This is a genomic window from Mangrovibacterium diazotrophicum (assembly GCF_003610535.1).
Lineage (GTDB): Bacteria > Bacteroidota > Bacteroidia > Bacteroidales > Prolixibacteraceae > Mangrovibacterium > Mangrovibacterium diazotrophicum.
In genome coordinates, this window is sequence record NZ_RAPN01000001.1 from 2,672,874 (window position 1) to 2,693,422 (window position 20,549).

Genomic DNA, 20,549 nt, shown 5'->3' on the forward strand with positions numbered 1-20,549 from the left:
AATAATTGCTTTTAGAGTTAGAAAAAAGGTTTTGTAAAAATTATTCGTTAGTGTTTATTGTTCGTTTATTACTATTTATTTCAGGGTCCGATTAGGACAAGGTCATTTCGTTTTTTGCAGAGCGATCGACTTTTGTAGTCTTAAGTTTGGTTTCCAGGTAGTACATTTTCCATAGGCTTAGATCTCCGTTTTTATTTTGATTCATATTTAGTTTTGCAGTTGTATTCGTGGTCTCGGTGTTATCGTTATCGTTGTTTCCTGCGGCGCCGAGGTATTCCCCTCGCAATCTACAATCCAGTAAGTGATGGTATGTACCACGTTCGTATAATTCACCCCATCACCCGGGAATTGGATATCGCTGTCGTAATCCGAGGGTTGTCCGACCTCGTAAGTTCCGTCAGCCGGAATGGTCGTTCCATCGGCGAAGGTGATCCGCCAATGCACCTCGTAGGTACATCCCTGGTTACAATTATCGTCGAACAAGGACGGGTCGAGATCCAAATCCAGATCACCGATTTCGAACAGGAAGTATTCCGGACGATCGGCAACCAGCCCAAGCACAGGATCATAGTAGGCTGCTGTTACAACCTGGTGCACGCAATCTTCGAACGGATCCGGTTGAGTCAACACAGGCGCCTGATCGTCGACAATCGTAATGGTCTGCGTACATTCGTCGTAACCCGAGAAGTTCTCTGCCCGCCAGGTTATCGTGGTTACACCAACCGGGAACTCGTAAGGATTCGGACTGATATCGGGAACACTGAAATCATTGCGCACTTCCGAGCCTGTCGCCACCGCATTGCCACCTTCATCCCGGATCGTCCAGGTCCAGGTAATCGGCACAGCCCCTGCGGTTAAAACAGGGTGTCCAGGGTCAAGGGTTTTCGAGCACTTATCAACCTCCGCTGCTTCACTAATATCGGGAGCACAATCAATCTCTGGCTTTGCTGTAATGGTAATCGTAAACGAACAGTTTTCGGTATTACTGCAGGCATCGGCAACCGTGTAAGTAACCGTTGTGCTTCCAACGTTGAATTGGTAAGGAGAAGTAATAAAACCAGTTCCATTTGCTGTGGTCGCTCCTGTCATTGTCCACGTTACCGACAAATCTTCAATCGCCGTGCAGTTGTCCGCAATCTCCGGATCTGTCAAGCTAACCGTACCAAAATTTTCCTCCCAATCTGCCGGTATGGTCTGCACATCGGGGCAAACAATCGTTGGTTTAGTTGTATCGTCAATCGTGATCGTTTGTGTAACTGCAGTCGAGTTTCCGCAAGCATCATAAACCGTGTATGTTCGGGTAACTACTGTTGGACATGAGCCAACCGGAACATTATCCTGGTAAGTGATCGAAGCAATCTTACAATTATCTGAAGCGGAGCCGCCTTCGTCGTTAAACTGGGTTTGGGTGATCGTCACAACCGAAGTGCTATACGCCAGACTCGAAGCGTTCAGCGCACTTACAATATCTGCTGTGCTGCAACCCTCCAGGTTTAACGACGCCAGAGCTGTCACCGTCGGCGCTGTTGTATCATCAACTGTAATGGTCTGGCTGGTACTTGTGTTGTTGCCGCAGGCATCGGTATAAGTCCAGGTTCTGGTGATGATTTCCGGACAAGTATTGCCATCGGATGAATCACTTCCAGTTACTGTTCCTGATCCATCACAGTTGTCCGTCCAGCCAAGGTCGGTCATAACAGGAACATCTGCCCGACATTCAACAGTCACTGCTCCCGGGGCCGCTGCAAATACAGGTGGCGTAATATCGTTAACCGTGATGGTCTGGGTTACCGTAATCTGGTTCAGACAGTCATCCGTTACACTGTAAGTTCTGGTGATTGTCTTCGGACAAGTCAGCCCATTGTCTGAATCGCTCACCCAGGCCACAACCGGAGCGGCCGTACAGTTGTCCGCTTCATCGGTCACAACCGTTACATCAGGTGCCGGTACATCTGCAACACACTCAACATTGATCGCTGTCGGGTTACTGGCCGTTGGCGGTGTCGTATCGTCAACCGTGATTATTTGTGTTGTGCTGGCCGTATTGCCGCAGGCATCGGTATAAGTCCAGGTTCTGGTGATGATTTCCGGACAAGTATTGCCATCGGATGAATCACTTCCAGTTACTGTTCCTGATCCATCACAGTTGTCCGTCCAGCCAAGGTCGGTCATAACAGGAACATCTGCCCGACATTCAACAGTCACTGCTCCCGGGGCCGCTGCAAATACAGGTGGCGTAATATCGTTAACCGTGATGGTCTGGGTTACCGTAATCTGGTTCAGACAGTCATCCGTTACACTGTAAGTTCTGGTGATTGTCTTCGGACAAGTCAGCCCATTGTCTGAATCGCTCACCCAGGCCACAACCGGAGCGGCCGTACAGTTGTCCGCTTCATCGGTCACAACCGTTACATCAGGTGCCGGTACATCTGCAACACACTCAACATTGATCGCTGTCGGGTTACTGGCCGTTGGCGGTGTCGTATCGTCAACCGTGATGGTTTGATCTGCACTCACACTGTTTCCACAGTTATCTGTCGCTGTCCAACGCCGCAAAATAGTACCACAACCATTGACGACTGAATTACTAACTTCAACATAACTAACCGGAACATCGCTGTCACAAACATCCGTTGCCGTTACTGTTGCCGGCACTGGTACCGCTCCGCAATCTACCGTCACGTTTGCAGGAACGCCAACTAACGTTGGTGGCGTCTTATCATCGACGGTAATTGTTTGTATATGTGAAATGCTATTCCCACAATTATCCGTAGCAGTCCAACTGCGAGTAATTGTTCCGCACCCGGCAGTTGCGTTATTCACTTCTGTAAATACAACTTCGACATCCGGATCACAAGCATCTGTTGCCTCTATTGTAGGAATAGCAGGAATGGCATCACATTCAACGGTAACATTTGCAGGCATCAACTGAGCCCAAACCGGCAGGCTATTATCCTCGACAGTAATCGTTTGTGTGTGACTGACTGAATTATCGTACCCATCAGTTGCAGTCCATGTTCTGGTTAGTGTATAGGTATCCGGACATGCACCATCTGTTCTCGATTCGTTGTAGACAACGGTTACTGAATTTCCGCAATTATCGGTAGCCGTTACAGATGCCGGCAAAGCGGGTAAGTCATCACATTCTACTGTTTCATCAGCCGGCATCGACTGAGCCCAAACCGGTGGCTGGTTGTCAACAATTGTTACAGTTTGTGTACAGGTGTAGATATTGCCGGATGCGTCGGTGATGGTCCAGGTAAACGTAGTGGCGCCAACCGGGTACGTGCCGCTGGCATCGGTATCACTTGTTTTATAAGGCGAATTATTACTAACACTATACGCTTCGTTACATGGATTCGAGATCGATGGACCAGGAACTGGTACTGTTGCGATACAAAGTCCGGTTTCCGCATTGGCAGAAACATTGCTCGCTGAAGAACAATCAACACTGAACTGCGGCGCAGCCAGGTTTTTAATCCAAACGGTATGCGAACAGGTTGCTGTTAAACCTGAGGCATCGGTAGCCGTGTAAGTGACAGTTGTCTCACCAACATTAAAACTTTCGCCATCGGCAAAATTAATCCCTGTTGCAACGCTGTTGCGAACGGTTGCACCCGAAAGCGCATAGGTGAGTTTCACCACCGAACAATTGTCATCATAGGTTGGTATCCCCACGGCGGCACTTACCATGTCGCAACCGCCATTGGTAATCAGGTCTTCCACATCATCCGGACAAGCAATTGTTGGAGCTTGAGTATCGGTGATCGTGACGGTTTGCGTGCAGTTATAAACATTGCCCGAAGCATCGGTAATGGTCCAGGTAATGATTGTTTCACCAACCGGATAAGTTCCGCTGGCATCAGTATCACTAGTTCTGTAAGGCGAATCATTGGTAATTGTGAAAGCTTCGTTACATGGGTTTGAAATTGTTGGAGAAGGAACTGCAACTGTGGCTTCACAAAGTCCACTTGCAGCATTTGCCGAAACATCGTTGGCTGGCGAACAATTAACGCTGAACTGCGGTGCCACCAGATTTTTGATCCAAACAGTATGCGAACAGGTATTTTTATTTCCGTGAATATCGGTCACAGTATAAGTTACAGTGGTCACACCAACATTGAAGCTTTCACCGTCGGCATAATTGATACCCGTGGCTAAACTGGTTCCTGTGGTGGCTCCGGTTAAGACATAGGTTAAACTCTCAATGCCGCAGTTGTCAGCAACAGTCGGTTGACCGACCACATCACTCACCAAATCACAACCGCCATTGGTAATCTCGTCTACAGCATTAGCCGGACAAGTAATCGTTGGGATTTGATTGTCGATCACCTCAACATCCTGCTCGCAGGTATAAACATTGCCGGAAGCATCTGTTATCGTCCAGGTAACCGTCGTTACGCCTACCGGATAAGTTCCGCTCGCATCGGTGTCGCTTGTTTTGTAAGGCGAATTGTTGCTGATACTGTACGCTTCATTACAAGGATTCGAGATTGTTGGAGAAGGTACAGATACTGTGGCTTGACAAAGTCCACTTGCTGCATTAGCCGAAACATCGATTGCAGTTGAACAATCAACACTGAACTGCGGTGCTGCCAGGTTTTTAATCCAAACGGTGTGCGAACAGGTCGCCGTCAAACCAGATGCATCGGTCACCGTGTAAGTAACTGTTGTCAAACCAACATTGAAAGTTTCGCCATCGGCATAATTAATACCTGCTGCCGTGCTGTTACCAACGGTTGCACCCGACAGCGTATAGGTGAGTTTCACAACCGAACAATTATCATCAAAGGTCGGTCTTCCGACACTTGCACTTACCTTATCGCAACCTCCATTTGTAATCAGGTCTTCCACATTCCCCGGACAAACAATTGTCGGCGCTTGGGTATCTGTTATGGTGACGGTTTGTGTACAGGTATAAACATTGCCCGAAGCATCGCTTATCGTCCAGGTAACCGTTGTTAGCCCAACCGGGTAGGTTCCGCTGGCATCGGCATCGCTTGTTTTATAAGGCGAATTATTGCTGATGCTGTACACTTCGTTACAAGGATTCGAAATCGTTGGAGCAGGCACCGTTAATGTGGCCTCGCAAAATCCAACTCCTGCATCGGCAGAAACATTGATCGCAGATGAACAATCAACACTAAACTGCGGCGCATCCAGGTTTTTAATCCAAACAGTTTGCGAACAAGTCGCTGTTAAACCGGATGCATCAGTAACCGTGTAGTCAATCCGGGTTTTACCGACAGGGAAAGCGTAACCGGCAGCAGACCCGTTGCCGTTATAAGTTGAACCATCTTCAAAAGTCAAAATGTAGGTCAAAACCGGGTTTGGGCAATTGTCGGAAACAGCCGGATCCTGAACCAGGGAACTGACCTTGTCGCAACCACCATTGGTGATCAAATCTTCAACATCTCCCTGACAAGTAATTGTGGGATTCTGTGTATCGTAAACAACCACCGTTTGAGTACAAGTCGTTGTTTTGCCCGAGTTGTCGGTAATCGTCCAGATGACGTCGGTGCTACCCACCGGGTAGTTTGCGGCAGCACTGGCGGTACCGGTTATGTTATTGGTTATGGTATAGGTAGCGGTAGCACAAGGATCGTTCACAGTTGGAGCAGCCGGGCTAACCGGAGCTTCACAAAATCCGTTTGAAGCATTAACCGGCGCGGGATCAGCAGGACAAGTAATAACCGCCGGAGGAATACTCAATCGTATAATCGTCACCGTGAATGTACAGGTAGCTGTGTGTCCTGCAGGATCAGTTGCGGTGTAAACAACGGTAGTCACCCCGATTGGGAACTCCTGCCCTGACGATATCAGTCCTGTACCGGTTCCTGTCGTTGCCCCACTCAATTCGTAAGATAGGTCGGCGCTACAATTATCGCCATATGTTGGTATTCCAATCGTTACATTCGTTTTCGAACATTGATCGGCTGCAATTTCTTCTTCTACTGAATTTGGACAGAATGTGAAATACGGATCCTGGTTGTCAATAACGGTAATTTTTTGTGTACAGGTCGATGTGTTTCCATGACTATCGGTAACCGTCCAGATCACTGTTGTTTCACCCACCGGGTAGTAGCCGCTGGCATCCGATGTGTTGTTGTAGTTGTTAATAATGGAGAAGACTCCACAAGGGTCAGTCGCCACTGGCGCTTCAACCGTTACATTCGCACCGCACACTCCGGGATCTGCATTCACGGTTTGATCGTCCGGGCAATCTGTGATCACCGGCATCTCGTTATCAAATATCGTTACATTCTGCTGGCAAGTAGCCGAATTACCACAAGCATCTGTTGCTGTCCAGGTAACAACCGTAAGCCCAACAGGGAACTGACTTGGAGCATTATTGGTCACAGTCACAGTCGTACAACCGTTACTTGTCGCAGCTGTACCCAAATTAATTCCTGTAGCATAGCACTTCCCGACATCAGCGGCATTCGTCACATCGGCCGGACAAGTAATCGTCGGCTTAATATCATCCAGAACCGTGATAAGCTGATTTTTAACTGTCGAATTACCGCAATCGTCCGCGACTGTCCAGGTTCGGGTGATAATCACATTACACGGATTGGTTTCGTTGACCGCATCAGCATAGCTAATGTCCAACACGGTCGAACAATTGTCTGTCGCATCCGTCACATTCCCTGTTTTGCTTACCGATGCATCCCAGTTACAATCACCGTCACGGTAGATGGTGATATCGTTTGGCACCGTGAACGTTGGCGGTTGGTTATTATCGGCAACTGTAATGGTTTGGTAGGTTGTAACCGAATTACCACAGTCGTCCACCAAGGTCCAGTAACGGGTAATAACCACTTCGCCTTCACAAGCTCCCGGTAAAACGATGTCTGAATAGGTCGCATTCAAACCGGTAGAGCAATTGTCTGCCTCATCGGTCACATCTCCGGTAACCGCTACCGATGCATCGTACGAACAACTGGCATTTTTCGAAATAGTGATATCTGCCGGTGTGGTAAAAGTTGGAGGAGTCGCATCGAGGGAGCGAATGACCTCCGGCGACTCAGCACAAACCGAAGTCGTATTGGCCGGCGTCGTTCCGCACAAAGCTGAGGTAACATAGCGCGTTTTTATGCTGTAGCCCGCACAATTATCGGCTGTCGGCGGAAGATTAACTCCCCAGGTTGCACCTCCATCAAAGCTGTATTCAATATTGAATCCATCCACATTCGTTGGAGGAGTCACCACAATTGGACCGCAGCCGGAATTTACCGTTGGAGCCGGCGAAGCCGGGAAAACAACAAAACTTTCAGTGTCACTACAGTCGCCCGACGGCGTTGAGTAAGTCGCTTCATAACATCCGGCAGTAGTTGGTGTAAATACACCCTCCGATGTAATACTACCGCCTCCGGTTACCGTCCATGTTCCCCCCGTAACGGCATTCTGCTGTGTGAATGTAACCGTACCACCACCAACACAAGAGTTCTGCGTGGTAATCTCCGGATATTCGTAAACGTTGACCCACACGGCAGTTGCTACCCCCGGACAGCCGGCCACATAAACGGTCAACGTATATTGAGTCGTCGTAGGCGGCAGAACAACAACCGTCTCGCCGGAGTTGCCGGGAATCTCCTGAACGGGCCCCCACTCGTAAGTAACATCTGCCGGAGGTGTGGGTAAACCAATATCATCAATGGCCCAAACGCTGCAATCAACACCATCGTAGATAAAACGAATTTGCAGATTGCTCATCCCAATATAGGCCGACATATCTACACCAACATCGTTGATCACGTTGGGATTCCCGACATTCAAATCACCGGAATAGGATGCTAACAATATATCGAAGTTTTCCCCACCATCAGTCGAAAGCCGAATTTCGGCCGTTGAACCCGATACCAAATGATAGGCATGCGTGAAAGTCAACTCCGCCGAAGACATGGTTGCCGGAAGACTGAAAATTGGAGTTTCCAGCCAGGAATTAACATCACCGTTGGCAATGGAGAATTTTGTATTATCGGACGTATCATAAATATCACCACAGAACACTTTGGGTCCGTTCGTTTCAGCCCATGGTCCGTTCTCCCGGTTGTCACCGGCTGCAGGGAAAGGATGAATTGCGATTCCATCCTCGTAAACGGTCCATCCTTTAGGGTTGGCCACATTAAATGCTCCGCCCGAAATAACACTGTAGCCCGTTGGCAAAATATCGATATTACCTGTTAATGTTACCGGCTCGCCGGCACAAACATTTCCTCCGGAAACAGTAATTTCAGGAGTAAACGCCGGGATCACTGTCACCCTTGCCGGACTCGAATAAACATTACCGCAGGTTGTATTACCTACCAGAACCGAGAACAAGGCCGTATTCGCAAGATCGCTAAAGCTATAGGTCGAAAGGCCCGCTGTATTCGGAATGACCGCCCAGGTATTTCCGCCGTCAAACGACTGCTCCCACTGAATGATATTCCCGGAGTAGCCTTCCAGCGTCAGCGTTCCGCTATTCGTTGTTGTACATACCGTTGAAATGTCGGGAGAAATGTATCCCGCGTCCGGGTAATTATCAACGGTAATGCTTCCGTTTTCCGAATCACTCTGACAAGGTCCCGTTGCAATCACCTCAAAATTGAAGCTTCCCGGCTCGGTAGGCGTACCCGAAATCGTGTACTCGCTTCCGGAATAGCTGCCGGCAACCCCTGCAGGCAAATCACCCGACAGCACCGCATCGGTAGCTGTACCTCCCACCGTGTAACTAATGGTAGCAATCGGCACCCCAATACAGATTGTTTGATTCGGGTTGCCGGAAGCAAGCGCAATTGTTGCATCGCCGGTTACATTCAAAGTCCCCGACAGCGAAGGATTAACACAGGGTGAACCGCTTGTTGTCACCGTATATGAATAACTGCCCGGTGCAGTTGGTGTTCCGCTAATCGTAAATAATTTGCTTGTACTGTTGTAACCTGACGTGATTCCGGCCGGAGTCGAAGGCGTCCAAACAACCGAAGCACCGGTCGCATTACCGCCAACCGAGTAGCTCACTGTCGAGATCGGGTTGTTTACGCAAACCGAAGTTGCCGCGCTTCCACCGGCCAAACTTAGTGTACCAACACCGTCGACCGTTATTGTACCGCTTAACGACGGATTTGAACAGGGACTTCCGGTTGTTGTCACGGTATAATTGTAGGTGCCGGCGGCAGTTGGTGTGCCGCTAATCGTGAACAGTTTGGTCGTTCCATCATACGAACTACTCAGCCCTGCCGGTAAACTTCCACTCAGGATTGCTCCCGTTGCTGAGCCACCTACCAAATAGGAGATGGATGTCAGCGGAGTATTAACACACAAGGTTGGACTTGCCGAACCTGAATTTAAACCGATGGTTCCGTTTGGCGTTACCGTTAAAACCGCTGCGGTCGACGTGGCCGACGAGCAGGTGAATCCTGCGTCTCCAGTGATCACAACGAAATAATCTCCGGCATCAGCTGAGCTAACTCCCGTTATCGTATAACTGGAAGAATTCGTCCCCACAGCCAAATCCGGAGTTCCCTTTTTGTACCATTGATAATTCAACGGAACACCATTGGCACTCGCACTGACACTGAATGTCACATTCGTGCCGATACAGCGGGTTAAAGAGACCGGCTGAGTACTGATGGTAATAGCCGCATCAACATTCAAGGTGACCGTATTCGATGTCACCGGCGAACATGGTGCAGTACCGCTGACGACCACGTAATACCCGGCATCATCATCTAAACTAACTGATGCAAAATGAAGGGTGGAAGCAGTAGCTCCCGGAATTAAAACTCCGTCTTTATACCATTGGTAAGTCGCTCCCGTTCCTGTCGCAACAACAGTCAAATCGGCTGAGTTACCCACACAAGCACCGGTGTTGGTGGGCTGGCTCGAAATGGCCACCGCCCGGTAAATGGTGATCGTTGCCTGGTCGCTAGCTGCAGTACAAGGCCCGGATGGATCATTCGTGGTCAGGGTCAGAATTACCGAACCGGCTGTAATTTCAGCAGCACTCGGTGTGTAAACAGCATTTAAATCGTTTCGGGATGGATTGAAACCAGCGGTTGTTCCTCCGCTCCATGTTCCGGTTGTTGCGCCACCTCCAACTGAACCATTCAATGTCACTGAACTGTTGGAGCAAATTGGTGAGTAGCTTCCGGCATCTGCTGTTGCTGCAGGATTTACCTCGATAGTCCGTTGTACACTCGCCGGAGAACAGGATCCCGGTGCATCTGTTGTTAAGGTCAAAACCACGGTGCCTGAGTAATCAGCAGCTGGGGTGAAAGTGACTGTCGCTGGACTAGTTGTTGCAGCAGTATTACTCAAGGTTCCGCTGCCTGAAGTCACAGACCAGGTTCCTGTTGTCGCTCCACCGCCAATACTTGCACCACTCAGCGTAATAGCCGAAGGCGGGGCCGACTGGCAAGTGACGTCCGGTCCACCCGCAACAGCCGTCGGCGCGGGGTTCACGATAATCGTACGGGTGTCGCTCACAGCCGGACAAACTCCGGGAGCGTCAGTCGTCAACGAAAGGACGACGGTTCCGGAATAGTTGGCTGCAGGAGTAAAGGTCACTGTCTCCGGCGTGGCTGTAGCAGACGTGCTGCTCAATGTACCGCTTCCGGAAACAATAGCCCAGCTTGCCGATGTAGCACCTCCACTGAAAGTCGCTCCGGTCAGAGTTATCGCAGAAGGGCTTGCTGCCTGGCATGTTACATCGGGTCCGCCGGCATCTACCGTTATTACCGGATCAATAGTTATCGTCATTGTTGAGCTGGCAGCATCGCAAGGCCCTGCCGGGTCATCAGTCGTCAAAGTAAGAGTAACGAAACCGGCCGAAATCTCAGCAGCGCTAGGCGTATAAGTAGCCGTTAATGTTGTGTTATTAGGGCTGAACGTTCCTGCTCCGCCTGACCATGTGCCCGAGCTAGCGCCACCGCCCACCGAACCGGCCAGGGTTGCAGAACTTCCTTCGCAAATGTTTTGATCGGCACCCGCATTGGCTGTGGCTTCTTGGTTAATGATAACCGTTGCTGTTGCACTTACTGCCCCACAAGGTCCGATCGGGTCATTGGTCGTCAAAGTAAGAGTGACGAAGCCGGCCGAAATCTCTGCAGCGCTCGGCGTATAAGTAGCCGTTAATGTTGTGTTATTGGGGCTGAACGTTCCTGTTCCGCCCGACCACGTTCCCGAGCTAGCGCCACCGCCCACTGAACCGGCCAGTGTCACCGGACTACCTTCGCATATCGTATAAGGCCCTCCGGCGTTGACGGTCGCTGCAGGGTCGACGGTAATCAACGCAGACTGACCACTGATCGTTTTTGGGCAACTCGGAGCAGCAGCCCAATCAACACTTAGTATCGTATATGTCGTATTGGCTGTCAGCGTACCCGTGTTTAAAGTAGCTGTCCCACTTGCACCAACTGCAATCGTCTGTGTTGCCCCGGCCCCGATCCGATAGCTGATAACAGTATTGGGGTTGGCGTTGAAAGTAATATCTGACGATGAACCGGAGCAAATAACCGTAGATCCTGAAATTGTAGCAAACAAATCAGGGCGAATCGTAAGAATTAAGAAATCAGATGCAGCATCACAACTACCTGCCGGATCCTGGGTAGTCCACGTTAATGTGACAGTACCTGTGGTTTTATCCCCAGAACTCGGCGTATATGTTGTGCTATAGTCAGCGACTTTGCCAAAAGTACCTGTTCCCGACGTCGACCAGATTCCCTTATTTTTCTGGGCTGCTCCACCCGAAACACCTACAATAGATACGCTTGATGTCGTAAAGCAAATGGTTTGATCAGCTCCTGCATCAGCGGTTGCATAGTCGCCAACAGCTACCTGTAGATTTTCACTGGACGCAGTCGTTGTACAAGTGTTGTTGGCCTGAACCGAAATATTATAATTCCCCGCAGAAGTACCCGCAGGCATGGTCACATAGATGTCATTGGTGTTTGCCCCCGACGTAATTGTCCAACCCGAAGGAAGTGTCCAAATGTAACTGGTGGCGTTGGTAACAGGCGTTACTGTATAATGAAGCAATGAGGCCACCGAACAGATTGATTGGTCTCCGGTAGGCGTTTGTGGCGTTTCTGTTATCGGCGAATCAACTTGCAATGTAACTGCATTACTGGTTGCAGGTGAACCAGTCGCACAGAAAGCATTCGATGTCAACTCCGCTGTGACCACCTGACCGTTCGTTGGAGTAAAATTATAAGTGGGTGAATTTGTTCCCGCTGGAACTCCCCCGACATACCATTCATACACGGGACTACTACCACCATTTGTTGGCGTTGCAGTCATTGTCACAGCTGTTCCCGAACATAAAGGATTTGCACTTGCATCAATACTCACACTCACCGGTAAATTCGGATTCACAACAACTGCGAAGGTCGATGCACTGCTTGTCCCACAGGAATTTGACGCGGTAACCGTAATGTTTCCGTTTTGACCGGCGTTGCCTGCCGTTGCGGTTATCGATGTGGTTCCATGCCCTCCGGTAATTGTCCATCCGGCCGGAACCGTCCAGGTGTAGGAAGTGGCATCCGTAACAGCAACAATGCTGTAAGTTAAGTTAGTCGTACCAGGGCAAACAGGTGTGGTTCCGGTGATTGCCCCGGGTGTTGCCGGTGCTGCCGGGCTTACCGTCACCGTTGTGTTGACACAGTTAGTCGTGTTACAATCTCCGGAAGCACGCACCCAATAAGTCGTACTCGTTCCGGCTGGCGGATTTACGGTAATACTCGTGCCTGTACCTGCCGATGTGCCACCGCAAGAACCGGTAAACCACTCCCAATTGGCTCCGGTTCCAAGCGAGCCGCCGGTAACGGTTAAAGTTTTGTTTGTTCCGAAACAGGTATCGTCATTGGTAACGGTAATTCCGGTCGGCTCGACAGAGAGGCTGCCAACAGTTACCGCCAGCAATTGATCATTGCTCGTTCCGCAGTCATTCGATGCAGCAACAAGAATATTCCCGTTTTGTCCCGATGCTCCCGCTATAACGGTTACAGACGTACTTCCCTGCCCGCTGACGATCGTCCATCCGGTCGGTACGCTCCAAACATAGGACGTTGCGTTCGTTACATCGCTGATACTGTAAGTCAAACCGGTTATGCCCGGACAAACAGCGGTTGTTCCGGTAATCGCTCCGGGTGTTACCGGAACGTCGGGTTTCAGCGACATCGTAATGGCATTGGACGTAGCCGGATTTCCGCTGGTACAAGTCTCATTCGAAGTTAACTCAACCGTTACTTTATCTCCATCAGCTGGCGTGTATGTAAAGGTTGATGTGTAGGCGATTTGATTCACGCCGTTCACTTTCCACTGATAGCCCGGATTACTTCCACCATTCCCAGGAGTTGCCGTAAAGGTCACCGGCGTTCCCGGACAAACCGGGTTGTCGCTTTCTGCAATGCTCACGCTTACCGGCAGGTTTGGACTAACATTCATCGTCAGCGTGTTCGAAACGCCTGGATTGACAGCACAGGTCTCATTCGAGTAAACCTTCAGGTAAACCTCATCATTATCCGCTAAATCATTTGCAGAATAACTTGCCCCTGTTGAAACGACTGTTCCGTTCCTGTACCATTCGTAAGTTGGACTTGTTCCCTCACCTGAAAGCGAGAAAATTTCAAAACTAACATCGGTTTCGGCACAAATATCGTTCTCCGACTCGTAGATTGTCACCACCGGATAAACCGATGGGTTCACGGTCATGGTCAACTGGTTACTGGTCGTCGTTCCGGGACAAGGTGTATCGTATGTGGTGACTACCAAAGTAATTTTATCCGTGTTGTTCAGTGTAGTAGAAGTAAAGCTAGCTCCGGTTTCTCCCGAGATAGCACCCCCGTTCAAATACCATTGGTAAGTTGGATTGGTTCCGGCATTGGCAATAGCTGCACTAAATGTAACGGATTCTCCGGCGCAGATCGTTCCCGACGGTGTCCGCGAAATCACAGCTGTAGTGACGGGTTCAACAGCAATGGTAGCTGTTCCGCTAATTGATGTGGAGCAGGCTGGCCCAGTTTGGTATTCAATACTCGACAGGTTATAATTGAAGGTACCGGCCAAATTCGTTGTAGCAGCCACATCGGTATAAGAATTGGCAGCCACATCAACACTCGCGTTTGTTGTACCATTAATCGTATAGGCAATGGTGACTGCTACATCCTGCGGGTTTGTAAAGCGGATATAAGTGACACCGTTGTAGCACACCAAATCGGGGCCATTAACAGCAATCGTCGCTGTTGGCGTTGGATAAACGAATACAGTAACTGTTTGCGGATCGCCGGTACAGGTCGGCGTAAGTGGAGTCACCGAATAAGTAACTGTTTGAACCGACGACGTTGAGTTCGTCAGCGTTCCGCCAATCGAAGATCCGCTACCAGCTACTCCACCTGTCACACCGGCCAGCATCGTCGGTGTCGTCCAACTATATGTTGTTCCCGAAGGAATAATACCGTCCGTTCCGTTGGCAGGTGTCAAACTAAAGGATGAACCGCTACACACCGACGTCGTCATTGTGTTCAAAACCGGTTTAGGTAAAACGGTGACGATAAGTTGGAAATTAGTTCCGTCACAGCTACCGGCTGACGGTGTAACAATATAGGTTGCTGTTTGCGAACTATTGGTCGGATTGACAAGCGTACCGCTGATAACAGAAGCAGCACTACCTGAAGTTCCACCGGTCATGCTACCGGTTACTGTTGGTGCCGACCAGCTGTAGGTAGTACCTGTGGGTACAATTCCATTTGTTCCGTCGGCTGGACTGATCGTGAAATTATCGCCACTGCAGATCGTTTCGGTGATTGGGTTCACCGCCGGTTTCGGTTCAACCTGAACAGTCAGGGTAAAGGCAGCACCGGTACAACTTCCGGCTTTAGGCGTCACTGTGTATGTCGCTGTTTGCACGATGCTGGTCGGGTTGGTCAATGTTCCGCTAATCGCCGAAGCACCACTTCCTGCCGTGCCACCGGTTATTCCGCCTGTTACTGCAGGTGCCGACCAGGTGTAAGTTGTTCCGGCAGGCACAATACCATTGGTTCCATCCACCGGGGTTCGGCTAAAGCTTTCGCCACTGCAAACCGTGGCAGTTAATGGAGCGATCGTCGGTGACGGATTCACCGTCACTGTCACTGTAAAATTCGTTCCGGCACAACCTGAAGAATTTGGTGTAACCGTGTAGGTCGCTGTTTTTGCCGTATTCGTATTATTCACCAAGGTACCGCTAATCGAGCTTCCGCTACCAGCAACCCCGCCCGTCAAACCGGATGACATTGAGGGTGCCGACCAACTGTATTGGGTATTCGCCGGTACCACTCCATTCGTTCCGTTCACCGGAGTTACTGTAAATGTGCCACTGCCGCAAATTGACGTGCTCATGTTCGTGATAGCCGGGTTTGGCGTTACACTCACAGTGACCAAAAACAAACTTCCGCTACAATCACCAAATTTCGGTGTAACGGCATAAACCACTGTTTGTACTGTATTGGTTGTGTTGCCTAATGATCCGGTAATTGTTGAGCCGCTTCCGGCCGCGGCCCCGGTTACCCCGCTGCTTACCGATTGAACTGCCCAAGTATAAGTCGTTCCGGCTGGTACCACGCCATCGGTGCCGTTAACCGGGCTAACGGTAAAGGTACCACTGCCGCAAATCGTAGCCGACATATTCACAATAGACGGAGTCGGTTCGACTGTAACCGTAGCGGTCACCGGATCTCCGTAGCAGCCGTTTGCTTTGGGTGTGATGATAAAGCTGACGGTAATCGGAGCATCAGTCAGGTTATTCAGCGATCCGGTGATTGTTCCTGTTCCCGAAGCCGGCATCCCCGACACATCACTGGTGTGATCGCGTATCCAGTCGTAAGTAGTTCCCGAGGTCGCGCTGGTAGGTACGATATTCGCAAAAGTTACATTCGAACAACGCGTCTGCGATACCGGCGTCACCGTCACAACCGGCTTCGGATTAACAGTTACCGAAGCTGTAATACTGGATCCCGGGCAGGTGTTTGCCGTTGGAGTGATGGTGTAAACCACCGTTCCGGTTGACGTTCCCGTCGTACTTAAAGCCTGGCTGATCGAATTTCCGCTTCCTGCTGTTGCTCCCGTTACGTTCGTTTGTGCCACCGTCCAGGTAAAACTGGTTCCCGCAGTACCACTACTCAATGAAATTGGATTATTGAATTCGCCCGAACAAATGGCTTGTGAAAGCGGTGAGGCGACAGCTACCGGCAGTGGATTGACCACAACGGTGGCTTTGCCTGAAAGGGCAATCACACAATTCGGTGCCGACTGAAAACCGACACTAACCAGGTTGTAATTGAAAGTTCCTGCTGTTCCGGTAGGTGCTGCAACCGTACTTGTACTGTTGGCTGCAATGTTCACCTGCTGCGAACTTCCGTTATTAATATTGTAAGTAACCGTAATCGGCAATGGTCTTGGGTTGGTAAAAGTAATAAGAGGCGAAGTGCTACCTTGACAAACCGTTGTCCCTCCGCTAATGGTTGCTGTTGGTGTCGGGTTAACATTAATGGTATAGGAGAGCGGCGTACCGGGACAACCGTTCGCTGTCGGGGTGACAGTCACCGTTCCCGAAATAATACCGGTTGTGGTATTCGTCGTTGAAAATGCCGGAACATTCCCAGATCCGCTGGCTGCCAACCCAATGGATGGGTTGCTGTTGGTCCAGGTAAAGCTTGTCCCGCTAACCGGTCCTGAAAGAACCATTACCGGGGTCGACGTATTGTTACAATAAATCTGGGTTGCAATCGGATCAACGGTCGGCGTGGGGTAAACTGTGATTGTTGCTGAGCCACTTAACACCTGGGTACATGACGGTGTCGATTGATAATCGACACTCTCTAAATTATAGATGAAAGTTCCATCAGCACTAGTTGGTTGTGAGATAACGGCCGAACTGTTCGCTCCGACATTCACCGTCACTGTTGTTCCATTATTGATGTTATAGCTAACCACAACCGGTAGCGCCATCGGGTTCGAAATGGTCACCGATGGGTTGGAAGCATTCTGACAAACTTGAGTCGTACCGCTGATCGTTGCAGTTGGAGTTGGCCTAACTGTTGTCGAAACCGAAGATGTTGCGGTACATCCGTTGGTGTCTGTAACTGTGACAGAATAAGTTCCGGTAGCTGAAGTCGTAATACTGTTAATAACCGGATTCTGCAAACTCGAACTAAAGCCGTTCGGGCCTGTCCATGCGTAACTGTAATTTGACGTCCCCCCCAAAGGAGTCGCTGATAACGTTAGATTATCGCCGTTACAAATTATGGCATCAGATACGTCAGCAGTAACCGTTAAAAGATCGGGAACCGTAATCTGGTAACTGCATTGATTTTCATTACCGGCTACATCCGTTACCGTGTATGAAATCGTTGTCGTTCCTCTACCAAAGGTGTAAGCTCCGATCGCACCACTACCCGAAGCAGTCGTTGTTCCGGTCATCTCCCAATCAATACCGGCAACAGCACAATTATCGGAGTAAGTCGGAGCCACAACCACAATCGCTCCGGTACATGCTGAATTACCTGTTGCCGTAAAAGAAGGTGGGCAGGAGATGGTAGGTAATTCGTTGTCGTTAACAGTCACGGTAAATGAACAGGTTGCTGTTCCGTTATTGGCTAAATCGGTGTATTCATAAGTTACTGTTGTCGTTCCTCTCGGGAAAGCGGAGCCCGAGGCAAGACCTGAAACCAGTATTCCTGTCAAACCGCTGCCATCACAGTTGTCTGCAAACGTTGGCATTGTATAAGTAACCACAGCCTCACAAACATCGGCATCTGTTCCTACTGAAATATTCGATGGACAGCTTGCTACTTCCGGAGCCTGATCATCTGAAACAGTCACGGTAAATGAACAGGTTGCTGTTCCGTTATTGGCTAAATCGGTGTATTCATAAGTTACTGTTGTCGTTCCTCTCGGGAAAGCGGAGCCCGAGGCAAGACCTGAAACCAGTGTTCCTGTCAAACCGCTGCCATCACAGTTGTCTGCAAACGTTGGCATTGTATAAGTAACCACAGCCTCACAAACATCGGCATCTGTTCCTACTGAAATATTCGATGGACAACTTGCTACTTCCGGAGCCGTTGTATCATCGATTACAACATCTTGGCTCTGTGTGATCGAATTGCCATTTCCATCATTATAGGTCCAGGTCACAACGGTTGTTCCCTGTGTTGTGATTGGCAACGTAGCATCATGGGTACCGCTAATCGGTCCCGCACAATTATCGGTTGCCGTCGGTGCAGTTAAACTGGTCACTTCACACTGAGCAATAATATCTGCCAATGTTGCATTATCTGCGACTGGAGCCTCATTATCTTCGACTGTTACCGTAATCCCATCACTTGCTGTCAAGCCGTTACCATCTGTTACGGTCACAGTATAACTGGTTGTTGAACCTGGGCTCGCTGTTGGATTGGCCAATCCAGCATCATCAAGCCCAGTAGATGGACTCCATGAATAGCTATACGGACTTGCCCCAGTTACCGAGGTTAACAACTGAACTGATGTTCCCGGGCAAATTTCAACCGGCTCGGCATTGGTGATCACTATCGTAGGCGCTTCGAAAGCCGAAAGAGAGGTTAAGTTTGAGCTTAAACCGGTAATGTTTATTTGATCGTTCGTATCGTCAACAGTGCCGTTATTGGTCCAATTTGTCCCATTATAAGTTCCTTCAATCAAACTTGCTTCATTCCCTCCGACAACATCAGTATCCAGATATTGAGCAGTTAAATCATAGCTATACCCGGTGATTCCGGTCAATGTGACCGTCCAGTATCGATTGAGGTAATTTGAGCTATTCGCATTGTTTGTGTCTTGTCCTTCAATCATGGTCACGGTAATCTCAGATCCCGCAGAAAAGCTAGCTCCGCTTAAATCGATCGTAACTGGCAGTATTATTCCCGAACCAACATCAAACTGAAAAGTATATAAGCCATTATAGTTCGCAAACAAGGTGATTGAACCATCCGTCTCCGCTTCACTCTCAAAAACGATGGTGTTATTATTCGAATTCAGGTTGGTTAATGCAATCGCTGAACTAACCACAAACTCTTCACCTCCGGCAGAATCTCCAAATACGAACGATCCTCCGGTTATTGATTTTGTTCCATTTCCGCTTGGTGTGTCAATCCGAAGGTCAATATCTCGCGTCGCAGAACTGCTTTTAATAAAATTGATAGTACCTCCGCTAAAATCGAAATAGCCCGCTGAAGTTACATCCAAGCTTCCGGTATCCGATGATCCATTTCCGACAGTCGCCAGGTTTATTGTTCCTCCAGTAATCGTCAATCCCACCTCATAGCTCGTGCCTAAAAAATAGTTACCATCGCCTGCCGAGTTATGCAAACGACCAGCTATATTGACTTCTCCTCCGTTGACAACAAAAGCGCCATCAACCGAAGTATCCACACTGTTGCCGGATTGCGTTCCGAAATTTGCAATCCCTTGCACGATATGAATTAATCCTTTGTTGTTGATTGTATAGTTCCCGGTAGTTAAAACAGCACTTGCGCCATTTACTTCCAGGCCCGCTGTCTGTGGAATATCATTAATTGCTGAAATAGTTGTCGTCCCGCCGGTGATCGACAAAAGCCCATTGGTAAGAACAAGAGAACCAATATTTATCGAAGAAGATACGGAGATAACCGAACTTACATTGGAGCCGGCATTTATTTGAAGCGTAGAAAAGGAAGTTGTGGAAGTTCCGGAAACTGATTTCCCGGCACCGGTCATCAACACAGTTCCGGAGTTTGAAGTAAAGGTGCCGTTGTTAATCCAGTTTCCACTCAAGGTGATGGAAGATCCGGAGAATGCAGTAAGCGTACCAGAGTTTGACAGATCGCCGGTAACTGTCAAGGTACTCCCATTCTCGAAAATGACAGTCCCCCCGGATTGAATTGTTAAGCTAGCACAGGTAACATTAGTCCGAATGGTCACAGTAGCACCTGATGGTACGACTAAGTCATAGGTATCATCAATAGTAGCCCCACCCCAAGTAGAAGCTACATCCCAATATCCTGTTCCTGAAGCAGCAGTTGCTGTTGGTGGCGGCGGCAATGCCAACACCAAAGGAGATAGTCGAAGTGAATTGCCTTCAGAATGATAATTGATTAAAAGATCCTCGAAGCGAGAGTGAATTGAATTTCCGGCTTCGGAAGCAATTGCCAGGAAGCTCTCGTTACCGGAAGAACCTGAAGCTGAATCGAGATTTAAAGAATTGTTTGAAAACGGCTGGTAATTGTCACCGGAAGTTAAGACTAATTGAGACATATCTTCTCCATTAGGAGCATATAATGATAAGCTACTTCCGTTAGTCCTCTTTGATGCACAAAAAATAAGAATGGCAAACAGCAAGCATCCCACGCACATCTTACAGACGTATCTCACCTCGCTTTTTTTCATAAGTTTAGAGATATACCAACTCTCTCTCCGACAAACAAGTTTACCCTCTTTCTTAATTCGCCTGTTTGAATCAACAATTTACAACATATTAACCGATTAGACGCAAATAATTTCAGATATATCTTGATCTTCAATTATTTATGGTCAAT

Annotated in this window: 1 protein-coding gene; it reads right to left on the minus strand. The window is 49.1% G+C overall.

The window, feature by feature from the left end; translation table 11 throughout:
* Positions 1-207 precede the first annotated feature (207 nt).
* Positions 208-20,268, minus strand: a complete 20,061-nt coding sequence (locus BC643_RS10620) for an HYR domain-containing protein (protein ID WP_170154522.1) — start codon at positions 20,266-20,268, stop codon at positions 208-210.
* Positions 20,269-20,549: the final 281 nt, after the last annotated feature.

Bases quoted from the DNA above. Each gene is read 5' to 3' on its own strand.
- BC643_RS10620 (WP_170154522.1), bottom strand. From the start codon at position 20,268: ATGTCTCAATTAGTCTTAACTTCCGGTGACAATTACCAGCCGTTTTCA.